This is a genomic window from Blautia glucerasea (assembly GCF_020537505.1).
In the GTDB taxonomy this organism is placed as follows: Bacteria; Bacillota; Clostridia; order Lachnospirales; family Lachnospiraceae; genus Blautia_A.
On the sequence record NZ_JAJBMO010000003.1, the window covers coordinates 109,073 to 121,998 of the forward strand.

The following is a 12,926-nucleotide window of genomic DNA, read 5'->3' on the forward strand; positions in this document are numbered from 1 at the left end:
AGTGGCTACTACTAAATCTGCGCCAACTATAGAAAAGTTCGGTTTGCAAACTGGTACAGAGCGTACTATTTTCGCAACCTGGAAATGGAGTAAATCGCACACAAAAGAGTATAAATGCATTTGGTATTATGCAACCGGAGACGGCGTCTGGTTCGTCGGTGCTGATACGACAGAAACTGTAAAACAGAGTACGTATACTGCTCCAGAGAACGCTACAAAGGTAAAGTTTAAAGTTAAGGCGATTGCCAAGACGCATAAAGTCAATAAAAAAGATGTTGCGTATTGGACGGGAAAATTTTCAAGCGAGAAAAAATACAATTTCAAATCCAGTCCGCCGTCTAAACCATCGGCACCTGAAATCGGTATCAACGAGTATAATAAAACTCAGATTGATTTGAGTATTTCTAATTTGGATTCGAAATGGACGGCTACCGGGGTTGAGTTTGAAGTTTACAAGGATGGCACAAGTGATCCGTTCTATACAGGGTATTCCACAATTCAGAATCAATCTGCTGGAATATCCTGTACGATCGAAACTGGGTATAAGTATAAAGCTCGTTGCCGTGGATATACAATGGACGACGAAGGCGCATGGTCTGATTATTCGAGTACTATCACTACTCAACCATCTTCGCCAGGAAAAATCACAACACTTAGAGCATTGTCGTCAACTTCCATTACTATGGATTGGGATCGCGTTGTCAACTGCACGAGTTATGAGATTCAGTACACTACTGAGAGACAATATTTCGATGCAAATCCCGACCAGGTGACAAGCAAAACCATTGAATCCGAAGCCGGTCACGCTGAATTTACAGGGCTTGAATCTGGAAAAGAATATTTCTTTCGGGTAAGAGCGGTTAATAGTGCAGGAAACTCTGGATGGAGCGATGTGGCATCCGTTGTTATCGGAAAGGAACCCTCAGCACCTACGACCTGGTCGTCTACAACAACAGCTATGGTCGGAGAATCGTTGATTCTATATTGGATTCATAATTCTCAAGACGGTTCTTATGAGAAACATGCTCAACTGGAATTGAACGTTGACGGTAGAATTACGACACAGACGATTCAAAATACGAAATCCGACGATGATCAAGGAAAAGCAAGTACATATTCCATCAATACTGGAGTGTATACAGAAGGCACAACCATAAAATGGAGAGTTAGAACGTCTGGTATTACTGAGGCGTATAGTGAATGGTCTGCAACTCGTGAGGTTAATATATATGCACATCCAACATTGTCTGTTTATGTACGTAAGATGGACGGCACAGCGCTATCAACTTTAACATCTTTCCCATTCTATATAAATGCGATTCCAGGTCCAAAAACACAAAGTCCAATAGGGTATTATGTTGATATTACAGCCAACGAAGGGTATGAAACAACTGATCAAGTTGGAAATGAATATATGGTGACTGCTGGAGAATCGGTATATTCAAAATATTTCAACGCTTCTGGAAATTTAGCAATTGGAATTTCAGCTAACGACTTAGATTTGGAAAATGGTATATCGTATACGGTTAAAGTAACTGTAACGATGAATATCGGTTTGAGTTGCGATGCGACAACCAAATTTACGGTGAGCTGGGATGAAACAGTTGACGAGCCGAATGCAGAGATTGCATACGATCCAGATACGTATTCCTGCATCATTCGACCGTATTGCGAAGATGAAAATGAGAAACTCGCAGCAAACGTACGATTAGCTGTGTACAGAAAAGAATACACTGGCGAGTTCGTTGAAATTGCCAGCGGTATTGAAAACACGCATGGCCATTACGTTACTGATCCGCATCCGGCATTAGATTACGCAAGGTACAGAATCGTGGCTACCGATATCAAGACCGGTGCTGTATCTTATTATGATCCTCCAGGTTATCCTATAGGAGAAGACGGCGTCATTATTCAATGGAGTGAAGCATGGAGTTCTTTTGACTCATCGTTGGCAAACGAAGCCGATGAAGTAGCAACTCCTCCGTGGACAGGATCATTAGTCAGACTTCCGTATAATGTGGATGTATCGGATAAGAATGACAAAGATGTAGCTCTTGTTAAATATGTTGGACGAAAGCGACCTGTAAGTTATTACGGGACACAACTTGGAGAAACGTCTTCATGGAAAATGGAAGTGCCATCTAATGACGAAGAAACTTTATATGCTCTCAGAAGACTTGCCGTTTGGATGGGGGATGTTTACGCAAGAGAACCATCAGGAACCGGATACTGGGCTCATATAAAAGTATCAATATCACAGACACATTGTGCATTAACGATACCAGTTTCGATAGAATTGACAAGAGTAGAAGGAGGTGCATAAATGCCAGATTGGAAAAAATCTATGCAGCAAACCTTCGAATACTATATTGTCGATCCTGGAACTTGGAAAGATAAGGATCAGATTACTACTGTAAGATCAGCTACCATCGAGCGAGACGAGGACGCCGAGACAAAAGGATCTGCTTCTTTCAACATCAATGAGCGGTTAGGTGAGTGCTATATTCGAGCATATCTCGTAACAATTCAAAATGGAATTAAAGAAAGGCATCCATTAGGAACTTTTTTAGTACAAACACCATCCTCGGCGTTTGATGGTCGTGTAAGAACAATTAACATGGACTCGTACACGCCATTACTTGAGTTAAAAGAAAATCCGCCACCAATCGGATATTTTATCAAAAAAGACTCGAATGTAATGGATGAAGCTTATCGGATTGTAAGAAATCATGTTAGGGCTCCGGTCGTGAAGCCTAGTTGTGACGAGAAATTGTATTTCGATTTCGCAGCAAATACCGATGATAAATGGATTTCATTTATTGATGATCTTATAGCAAACGCAAAATACGAATTAGGGCTTGATGAATTAGGCCGTGTTCTGTTCTTACCAGTTCAGGATACGGCTACTTTACAGCCCGTAACTGAATTCAATGATGATGATAGTTCTATTTTGTATGCAGATGTAAGTGAAGAATACGATTTATACGGGATTCCAAATGTAGTTGAAGTTGTGTATTCCAAGAACAACTTGAATTATTATGCCCGAGTTGTAAACAAAGATTCCAACAGTCCCACATCTACGGTTAGCCGTGGGAGAGAAATAATCCATAGGGACACTGATCCAGATTTTTCTGGAGAACCGACAGAATATCAAGTTAAAGAATATGCTGAAAAATTACTTCAGAAGCTATCGACAGTGGAATATAAAGTGACATTTTCACATGGGTATTACCCTGTTAGACTGGGGGATTGTGTTCTCTTGAACTATAAGGCAGCTGGTATTAACAATGTAAAAGCAAAAATCGTGAAACAGGCAATTACTTGCGATACTGGATGCAAAGTTACAGAAACAGCGATATATACATCAAAATTATGGAGGTGATTGACTTTGGCGTTATCTAACGAGATTGCATCTCAGTTTGCAAAAACTGTTGCGAACAAAGATAAAAGCAGAAGCGAAAACGCTGTTTATGGAACAGTAGTTGTTCGAAATGGGGAAAAGTATGTGCGAATGGATGGTTCAGATTTACTTACCCCTTGCGGTGCCACGGTCAATGCGATAAATGGTGAGCGAGTTCTTATATTGGTTAAGAACCATTCAGTCATTATCAATGGAAATTTATCATCCCCAGCTGCAAGACTGGGCGATCTGGACGACGTTAGGAAAGTCGCTGATGAAAGTTGGAAAAAACTTGTAGCGTGGGCAAAAGACAAAGATTTAATCTACATTGATGGTGCAAATTTGTATTCTGGCTCGGTAAATGCAGATAAGATCAACGTAAACGATTTGTTTGCCCAGAATATAGAAGCAAGCGGATCAATTATTGGTGTGGAAATCGAAGCCCGTGAAATGAGTGCCAAAGAATCATATTCGATATTCAATGGAAAAAATATTCAGAAGATCCTATATTTCGATGGAACATCCATAAAACTCGGAAAAATGGGTACCGGAACCGAAATCGCCAATGGTGCTGGATTTGAGTTTTTTGATAAATCTATAAATGTTTACGGAAATCTCGCTTTCATGAGTGGCGACATTTCAACTCCAGGAGCAATATCGTCTGGAAAAGAAATATCAGCAGCTAGTAATGTGAAAACAGGAGATAATTTTCTTGCTAATAACGGTCATGGGCTGTGGGTGGCAGATACTTCTGGTAATTATCGATCTGTTGTTGACGTGAATTCTAGCGATCAAGTGGTTGTTGGATATGGACATGCGGTTGCAAAAAGAGGTCAATTATGTTTAATGGGAAGGGATATAGTATTATATTCTGGATTATATGACACCTGGATAAGACCATATTATGCCCCAGGAGACGCTTGCGTTAATATGCGTTATAAAGGCGGAGGATTTATTACAGGCAGTAAAGCAAATCTACATTTTTGTATTCCTTTATCGAGACCATGTGTTGGAGTAACATCCGTAAGCGTAGTTTCTAATCCGGGTTTGATAATTCGACAAGGTGGGAATTATTTGTATGGCTCTGGAGCAGATACGAACGTTCAACCGGAATATTACGAAGCAACCTTAGCTGATAACTGTATCAGTGTTATGGCACACTTTTCGAATACTACAAATGTAGTTACCAATAATGATGCTTGTGGCGTTTCTGGTCAGTTTACAGTGTATTTCAATTAAGAAGGAAAATTCAAAATGGCTTTAAGCAAATCTATAAAACAGGATAATGGTATTCCTCTGAGTTATCATCGAATCCTGTTTGTTCATTCAGCAATCAACACGCACATTTCGATTGCTGTTATTTCCTATGTGGACGAAGAAAGTAGAGAGAATGAAAACGCTGGGAAACCAGCATATACGGCTACAGTTACATATGAGTTGCCGTACAAAGAAAATATGACAATCGAAGAGGCTTATGATTATTTGAAGACTCTTCCTGCGTTTGCGGACGCAATAAATTGCTAAAAGGAGGAACAAGAAATGAGTAAACTTATTGATTATCCTGCTGCGACAAGATTCGACAGTGGGGATATTCTTATCAAGGATGGTACGAATGGTACTAAGAAAATCACAGCAAAAAACGCAGCTATTGACTTGGCTGGTATGGTGTCAGCAGAGCAGCACAGAATGATCTGGGGCGGAAGAAATCTTGGAACATCCGTATCGGCTGAGCAGAAAGCTGCAATTAGAAATAGAACATTTGATAATCTATATATCGGCGATTACTGGGTGATTAACGGTATTACCTGGAGAATTTGGGATATTTGCTATTTTACCAATAGCGGTGATAATGAATTCACAAAACCACATTTGGTAATCGTCCCGGATTCCGCATTATACAGTCATGCTATGAATGATACAAACACAACCGAGGGCGGTTATGTTGGATCTAAGATGTACAAAGAAGGTCTGGAGCAGGCAAAGACCACAATCAAGGCTGCATTCGGAGACATGCTTCTCACTCATAGAGATTATCTGACAAATGCTGTTACTGATGGTCATGCATCTGCTGGGGCATGGTTTGATTCCCAGGTAGAATTAATGAACGAAATCATGGTTTATGGTACTCATGTGTATGCGCCCGCAAATGATGGTGTAACGCTTCCGAACAAGTATACAACTGGTCGTCAGCAGTTCGCAGCAGCTATGCTTAATCCGTCAATCGTTAACTTACGATACTGGTATTGGTTGAGAGATGTAGTGTCTTCGGCTGACTTCGCCATTGTGAACGCCACCGGCCCTGCGAATTACTCCGGCGCTTCGTCCTCTGGTGGGGTTCGTCCGTATTTCCTTATTGGTTAGTACCTGAGGGGCCTTGTGCCCCGAAGAATTTAATATTTGTATAAAAGAATAGGAGAAAATTCAAAATGGAAGATAAAAATTATTCAATTACACTTGCCGATGGTACTGTTATCGGCGACTTGAAACTCAACGGCAACAATTTTATCTCGAAATCTCCAATTGCAAAAGAGATATTTGAAGATTGTTGCAGTCCTGTTGTCATCAGCGATGGCGAAGCAGAAGAAACTCACAATAATATGGAGCTTGTTCAGATCACTCCGATGGGAGAAGAGTATTGGTTTGTTCTTCGAGACATTTCAAAAGCTGAAATGGAAAAAATCAAGATGCAGTCGGACATTGAGTATATTGCAATGATGGCTGGCGTTGAACTTTAAAGAAAAGGAGGAACATCGTGATGCATAGTGATAATTTCGAGAAAGTAAAACGTTTTTATACTCTGAAAGTATGGAATGAAACACGTGTCCGCAACGCCGTAAAAATGGGCTGGATTACAGAGGAAGAATTCACTGAAATTACCGGAAATGATTATTAATGAGCGTATTAGCATCTAAGCGGAAAGAGTCGAGAGAAGAAGCGATTGCTTATTCGCTGGAGTTATACGACATGCTGATAGAATTCATGCAGAGGAGCTTTGCGATAAAAAGTCAGGAACAGTTTGTTCGGGAACAATATGCAACTGGAAAAGGATTGGAAGTTGATTATCAAGCTTATGCTTATATTATGCTTAGTACAAAAGAACAGATTGAAAAATCTGCCTCTTTATTAACTGCTAACTTACGAGCTGCGAGATCTTTATTTCCGACTTCTATGCATGAATATGAAATTAGGCGTGATTATTTAAATGCCGGTATTGTGAATTGCAATCAGATAATCAATTCATTACAGCGTGTTGTAGGCAGATTCAATGTTGATTTGAATGCCTATGGCAGATATAGTAAAGCTATTGACCGAGAAATCGAGTTGATAAAGAGATGGCGTCAAAGAGACAATAAAATGAAATCGTATCTTCCAGGGTAACATCTGTATTTATGCGTGTCTTCGGCTAACTTTGCCAATGTGAACAACAACGGCAATGCGAATTACAACAACGCTTCGAACTCTAATGGGGTTCGTCCGGATTCTTTGATCTAACCAATCAGGGAAGGAGATGTTATCCGTTCCACCAAAGGGATAAATGATAAAGCCGGACGCAATTTACTACGGTAACTATTGCTATCACGGTGAATAATTATGACATACGAGGAAATTCTCTGCGACGCCAACAATCTCTATGCGGGTTACAAAGCCTCTATAAAAGGCAGTAAGTGGAAAGAATCCACCCAAAGATTTATTCTTAATTTCTTGAGGTATATTTTTGAACTGCAAGATGATCTTATTAATAGGACTCTTACAAACGGTCCTGTTGATGAATTCGAACTGCGCGAACGAGGCAAAATAAGACCAATTACAAGTATTCCAGTAAAAGACCGTATTATCAGGCATGTTCTATGCGACGAATTATTAATCCCCAAAATAAGAAGAAAAATCATATATGATAATTGTGCGTCCTTGAAAGGGCGTGGTATATCTATGCAAAGGAAACGTTTCGAGATACATTTACGGAAGTATTATAAACTGTATGGAAACGACGGATATATTCTCTTTGGCGATTTTTCAAAGTTTTACGATAATATTATCCATGAAATAGCAAAGAAAGAATTGCTCGAATTATTTGAGGATGATGAATTTATAGACTGGTTGCTCACCGTTATATTTGATGGGTTTAAAGTTGATGTGTCGTACATGAGCGACGATGAATATGCGTCATGTTTGGATGAGGTATTTAACAAATTAGAGTACCGAAAGATTCCAAAGAGCAAATTGACTGGTGAGAAATTCATGGAGAAGTCCGTGAATATGGGCGATCAGTTATCGCAAGCGATTGGTATTTATTATCCGCATCGGATTGATAATTATGTAAAGTATGTCAGAGGAATAAAGTTTTATGGAAGATACTCAGACGATTGGTATATCATGAGTCCATCCAAAGAGGAATTATTGGATTTGCTTGAAAACATCAAGAGAATAGCTCATGAATACGGAATTCATATTAATATGAAGAAAACAAAAATCGTCAAAATAAGCGGTACTTATAAATTTCTTCAGATAAAATACACACTAACCGAATCTGGAAAAATTATGAAACGAATTAATCCAGATCGGATTTATACAATGCGTAGAAAATTGAAGAAATTAGCCGTTAAGGTGGAAAATGGCGAAATACCATATGAAAATGTTGAAGGAATGTTCAAGGGCTGGATGGGAGACTTTTATAAGCTTATGTCCAGAGCTCAGAGAAAAGATTTATTAGAACTATACGAAGGCCTATTCAATAAGACCATAACCATCGTGAAAAAGAAGATGATTATAAAAGATAGGTCACAACAAGAATCGACATGGGAGGTAGCTTGATGGAACCATGGTTTCAGATGGTACTTACGATTATTAGCTCAGTTTTAGCTTCTTCTGGGCTGTGGGCCTATTTAACAAAAAGAAGTGAAAGAAAAGATGTAAAAACGGAGATGCTTGTTGGTTTGGCTCATGATCGGATTATGTATCTTGGTATGCAGTACGTAGATCGAGGTTACGTAACACAGGATGAGTATGAAAACCTACGAACATATCTCTATGATCCTTATAAAAAATTGGGAGGGAATGGTTCTGCCGAAAGAGTTATGAAAGAAGTGGACAAGCTCCCGATTCACAAATTTGCCATAGGCAAGGAGGAAAAGAATAATGAACATGAGTAACAAAACTTATGACACTCTTAAATGGATTGCAATGTATCTGCTTCCAGCTCTGGGAACTTTGTACTTTGCGCTTGCTGGTATTTGGAATTTTCCATACGGAGAGCAGGTTGTCGGAACTATCACAGCGGTTGATACATTCCTTGGCGTGATTCTTGGAATTAGTACATCCCAGTATAATAAAACTTCTGAAGATGCGACGAAATAGTTAAAGATGAGCGGGAGAGATGGGATGTCTTTCTCGCTCTAAATACATTTCCTCTTATTTTTTTTCAGTACGCAGGTGACAGTCTCCGTTGGTACTATCAAGACTAGAATGGAGGTAGTCAAAATGGAAAATAAAAAAGAAAAGAAACTGCTCACTGTGAAAGATTTGTGCACTTATTTAAGTATAGGAGAAACCAAAGCGAGAGAGTTGTTACATAACCCCGATAATGGTTTTACTATTCGAATAGGGAACCGATTATATGCTCACAGGGATAAAGTCGACGCCTGGTTATTGCGAAATATCTTTTAAAATGATATATTTGGGGTAAGTTCAATTTGGATTTTCCCCATTGCAGAAAGGAGTTTATATGGGAAAATCGATAAAAGGAAAAGAACTGGGTGTTGGCATCACTCAAAGACAAGACGGCTTATACCAAGCCAGATTCACAAATCGCTTTGGAAAAAGGGAAACTTTATATGATAAGAACCTAAACAATCTCAGAACCCAAATGCGAAAAGCTCAGACTGCTGATGACAACGGAGTAAATCTGGTAAAAAGTAACATGACATTAGACGAGTGGTATAAGGTTTGGATAACTACATGTAAAGGAAATTGTAGAAATACAACATTAAGCGCCTATGAGATAGCATATAAATCTATAAAAGAAGGGATAGGTCGTGAAAAAATACAGAAGTTAAATCCTGTGATGCTTCAAGCGGAATTGAACAAATTAAAAAGCAATCAGCAAAGAACGAGGGTCAAAGTAGTATTGAATGGGCTATTTGCCGAAGCGAAAAGAAACGGTCTGGTACCACAAAATTTTGCGAAAGACCTCATAACTAAAATCGGTAAAGAAGTATCGAAAGAGCGTCGAGTGCTAGGAATCGAAGAGACTAAATTGTTCCTTACATATGCTAAAGATCACAGATTCTACAATATATTCGTTGTGGCACTTGAGACCGGAATGCGAATCGGAGAGCTTAGAGGACTGTACTGGAGCGATATAGATTTTGAAAGACGAGCGCTACATGTGAGAAGAACAATGTGTCATATACATGGGGAGAACGGGTATTATTTCGAAGAGCACGAGCCAAAAACATTCAATGGAAAACGGTTAATTCCGCTTACAAATGCGTGTATTGATGCACTTATACATCAAAAGCTATTGAATGAAACTAGAATTAAAAAACGCAAATGTTGGGATTTTAAAGACCTGGTGTTTCCTACAAGCAGTGGTAAACCTTTTCAGGAGGTGGCAGCAATTGACGCAATAAATGAGATACTCAATAAAATGGAAGCTGATGGAATTCGTATAAAGAAATTCACTCCGCATGCGTTCAGACATACTTTCGCAACAAGGGCTATAGAGAATGGAATGAGCCCTAAAACGCTTCAAAAAATATTAGGTCACAGCTCATTGCAGATGACAATGGATTTGTACTGTCATGTCTCAGATGAGACTTTATTTGATGAGATGAAAAAGATGGAAAATCAAAATGGTGTAAAAGTGGTGTAGTAAAAAAAACTATAGTCTGAAAACCCTTGATTTTACTGGATTTCTAAAGTCAATCTTTAAGAAAAAGTTAATTTTATACATTTTACGCTGGAAAAGTAGAAAAGAGTAGTGGGGTTTGGTATAATTATAAAAACTGTTTTTACAGTAGAAAAAAAACAAGTGCTATAATGAAGATAGTATGAAAGCGATATGGGAGGAAAGGGACCACTGTTTGGAGCGTCTACACATAGCGCATACAGAATCAGATCCAAAGTGAAATTCTAAAAACAGCTTCACTTTCAGAACAGAAGACTGTCAGAGAAAATCTGATAGAATATAAATTTAAAGAAAAGGGAGAATATTGAGATGAAAAAATGGAAAAAATTATTGATTCCGGCAATGTGCGTTTTCATGCTGCAGACACCGGTAATCGCAAATGCGGAGGCTACAGGTAGCGGAAATGCTGTTTCTGTGATCACAGATCCGGTTGCTACACCTGCACCGGCTGTTAAGAATGGCATTTACACAGAAGGTGGCAAGAAATACCTTTATGTAAATGGTGTAAAGAAGAAAAACTGCTGGGATAAGACTAAGACATACTACTTCGGCAAAAATGGGGCCGCTTATGCAGCACCGAAGGTAGCTTGGTCCAAGAAAAATGTAAAAGTTTTCAAAATCGGCAAAAAGAAATATGGATTTGATAGAAACGGCTGTAAAGTAAAAACTGGTGTTTATGCGGACAAAAAGGGAACTCCTTATTACTTTAAAAAGGGTGTTCTCGTAGAGAAAAAGAGTGCACAGCTAAAGAAAGCAAGTAAATATAGGGCAAATGGTAAGACCTTACGCAAACTTATGGGTAAAAAGCCATCCAAGACAACCAGTTCTTCCAGCTGCTTAGCGGGTGTAAAGAAGGATCTTACTTTAACTTATGCTAATGTTTATGTACAGCTTGGAAAGAAAAAAAATGGCAGTGAGATCGTTATCGGCATTCAGGCACGTTAAGGCTTGAAATATTTTTCTTTTTGATGTGAATAAATTTAAAAACGCTGAATTGTTATAATAAGAATAAATGACAGGAGAAATTAGTATGAGAAAGTTTACAAAATCAATGGCAGTAATTTTATCCCTGAGTATGACTCTTACAATGGGAACCCCTGTATTTGCGGCTGCAGAGTCTTCAAACACTACAGTAAATGCAGAGCAGACAGTTACACCTACCCCTGCACCCCAGGTTAAGATTCCGAAAACTGGTTTCTATACCAAGAACGGAAAGACTTACTACAACAAAAAAGGCAAACTGGTAAAGAACAAATATGGCTACAAGATTGGTAAGAAATATTACCGCATCAACAAAAAAGGTGTTGTAACCAAACTTTCCACAGCAGAAGGTCTTGCCGGTGCCCGTCTTGATAAATGCGGCGGAAATTTAAAAAAAGCATTCCAGTGGAGCTCAAGAAAAATTAGATACTGGGGTAACGTTGGAACACCGAAAAAAGGTCAGAATGAAGTTGAATATTATGCAACTTACGGCTTCAAGAATGGAAGAGGCGATTGCTATGTTATGGCGGCAACTTTCTGTATGATGGCGAAGGCAAAGGGCTATAAGGTAAGATTTGTAAAAGGAACTGTACCGCAGAGAAATGGCAAAAATGGTGCACATGCATGGTGCGAGATCAAATCTGGCGGTACCTGGTATGTGTATGACCCGAACTTTGCATACTCTTTTAGAAATAATCCAAAGGCGCACAGCGGATATAAGTTTAAATATAGAACAAAAGGTACCTATCAGTACAATAAGAAAAGAACGAAAATTACTGTTTAAAAATTAAAAAGGCTAAAAAGTATGACGTAAGGAGAGAATCATGAAGAAAAAAATACTAATCGCATTATTAGCAGGAACAATGATAGCAGCAGCTCCGGTAAGCAGCTTTGCAGCAGAGGCAACAGACGCTGCCGAGGAGGTTCAGGAGTCCACATCAGAGGATAGTCGGGATACTACAGAAGCAGAGGAATCCAAAGAAGAAAAAGCCACAGACGATCAGAAGAAAGAAGAACTGAAAACAGTTGGTGAGAAAAAAGATGGCTGCATCACTTTTAAGATGAAAAATGCAACTTCTAAGAAAATTACCGGGCTTGCTATTAAGACTGCAAAGGATACCGAATTTCCAGAGAATATGATGGCAGCAGAGGATTCCTTTGAGTTAAAAGAGAAGAAAAAGGTATTTTACTCCAAGGCAGCAGAGGAGAATACAGAAGAAACAACAGATGCAGCCGCAGAAGACCAGGCACCTGCCTATGATCTTCATATTACATTTGAGGATGAGACAACGGCTGATGTTCATGGTGTAGCTCTTGAAGACCTTGGAACGCTTACAATCCGAGAGAAGGATGGAATTGTTTACGGTACCTACAAGACAAAGAGTACCAAAGAGAAAAAGAGCACCTATGATACAGAGAAAGCCATTGCAGATCAGGCAGCAGCGGATGCAGCTGCAGCAGAAGCAGCGTCCCAGCAGACTGAGAGTTATGACAGCAATGATTATTCCTACGACTATAGCGATGATTATTCTTATGATTATGATGACGGCGGTGACAGCGGTGATGACGGAGATGGTTGTCTGGATGATGGTCTTTTAAACTAAATGGAATTGTCTGTTTATGTGTTACTGTTCGCAG

16 protein-coding genes are annotated in these 12,926 nt (G+C 39.2%); all 16 read left to right on the plus strand.

The features are described from left to right. Position 1 precedes the first annotated feature (1 nt). Positions 2-2,323: a fibronectin type III domain-containing protein gene (locus LIQ05_RS03680; RefSeq protein WP_226818708.1), complete on the plus strand. Its 2,322-nt coding sequence runs from the start codon at positions 2-4 to the stop codon at positions 2,321-2,323. Further along, entirely contained in the window at positions 2,324-3,382 is a 1,059-nt protein-coding gene (locus tag LIQ05_RS03685) for a hypothetical protein (protein ID WP_226818710.1), read from the plus strand. Between the two features lie 6 nt (positions 3,383-3,388). Continuing rightward, positions 3,389-4,639 (plus strand): hypothetical protein, encoded by a 1,251-nt coding sequence (locus LIQ05_RS03690; protein WP_226818712.1) that lies wholly within the window; start codon positions 3,389-3,391, stop codon positions 4,637-4,639. 15 nt (positions 4,640-4,654) lie between these two features. Beyond that, positions 4,655-4,924, plus strand: a complete 270-nt coding sequence (locus LIQ05_RS03695) for a hypothetical protein (RefSeq protein WP_195982816.1) — start codon at positions 4,655-4,657, stop codon at positions 4,922-4,924. 15 nt (positions 4,925-4,939) lie between these two features. Then, on the plus strand, positions 4,940-5,761 hold the full coding sequence (locus tag LIQ05_RS03700; protein ID WP_226818713.1) for a hypothetical protein: 822 nt from the start codon (positions 4,940-4,942) through the stop codon (positions 5,759-5,761). Positions 5,762-5,826: 65 nt separating this feature from the next. Further along, entirely contained in the window at positions 5,827-6,135 is a 309-nt protein-coding gene (locus tag LIQ05_RS03705) for a hypothetical protein (protein ID WP_226818715.1), read from the plus strand. A 20-nt stretch (positions 6,136-6,155) separates the two neighbouring features. Continuing rightward, a complete protein-coding gene (locus tag LIQ05_RS03710) occupies positions 6,156-6,293 on the plus strand; it encodes an XkdX family protein (RefSeq protein WP_207748570.1) in 138 nt (45 codons plus the stop codon). After that, a complete protein-coding gene (locus LIQ05_RS03715) occupies positions 6,293-6,778 on the plus strand; it encodes a hypothetical protein (protein WP_195982821.1) in 486 nt (161 codons plus the stop codon). Before LIQ05_RS03710 ends, LIQ05_RS03715 begins: the two co-directional genes overlap by 1 nt. Positions 6,779-6,991: 213 nt before the next feature. Continuing rightward, positions 6,992-8,212 (plus strand): reverse transcriptase domain-containing protein, encoded by a 1,221-nt coding sequence (locus LIQ05_RS03720; protein WP_226818716.1) that lies wholly within the window; start codon positions 6,992-6,994, stop codon positions 8,210-8,212. Next, on the plus strand, positions 8,212-8,550 hold the full coding sequence (locus tag LIQ05_RS03725; protein ID WP_195982823.1) for a hypothetical protein: 339 nt from the start codon (positions 8,212-8,214) through the stop codon (positions 8,548-8,550). Before LIQ05_RS03720 ends, LIQ05_RS03725 begins: the two co-directional genes overlap by 1 nt. Continuing rightward, positions 8,537-8,755: a phage holin gene (locus tag LIQ05_RS03730; protein ID WP_226818718.1), complete on the plus strand. Its 219-nt coding sequence runs from the start codon at positions 8,537-8,539 to the stop codon at positions 8,753-8,755. The genes LIQ05_RS03725 and LIQ05_RS03730 overlap by 14 nt, the downstream gene beginning before the upstream one ends. A 123-nt stretch (positions 8,756-8,878) precedes the next feature. Continuing rightward, positions 8,879-9,064 carry a helix-turn-helix domain-containing protein gene (locus LIQ05_RS03735; RefSeq protein ID WP_195982825.1) on the plus strand — a complete coding sequence of 62 codons (186 nt, stop codon included), beginning with the start codon at positions 8,879-8,881 and terminating at the stop codon, positions 9,062-9,064. Between the two features lie 58 nt (positions 9,065-9,122). Further along, complete coding sequence (locus LIQ05_RS03740; protein WP_226818720.1) at positions 9,123-10,271, plus strand: tyrosine-type recombinase/integrase; 1,149 nt, start codon at positions 9,123-9,125, stop codon at positions 10,269-10,271. A gap of 345 nt (positions 10,272-10,616) precedes the next feature. Further along, positions 10,617-11,252, plus strand: coding sequence for a hypothetical protein (locus LIQ05_RS03745; RefSeq protein ID WP_226818722.1), 636 nt, complete (start codon positions 10,617-10,619; stop codon positions 11,250-11,252). Positions 11,253-11,337: 85 nt separating this feature from the next. Then, positions 11,338-12,072, plus strand: coding sequence for a transglutaminase domain-containing protein (locus LIQ05_RS03750; protein ID WP_226818724.1), 735 nt, complete (start codon positions 11,338-11,340; stop codon positions 12,070-12,072). 40 nt (positions 12,073-12,112) lie between these two features. Further along, a complete protein-coding gene (locus tag LIQ05_RS03755) occupies positions 12,113-12,892 on the plus strand; it encodes a hypothetical protein (RefSeq protein WP_226818726.1) in 780 nt (259 codons plus the stop codon). Positions 12,893-12,926: the final 34 nt, after the last annotated feature.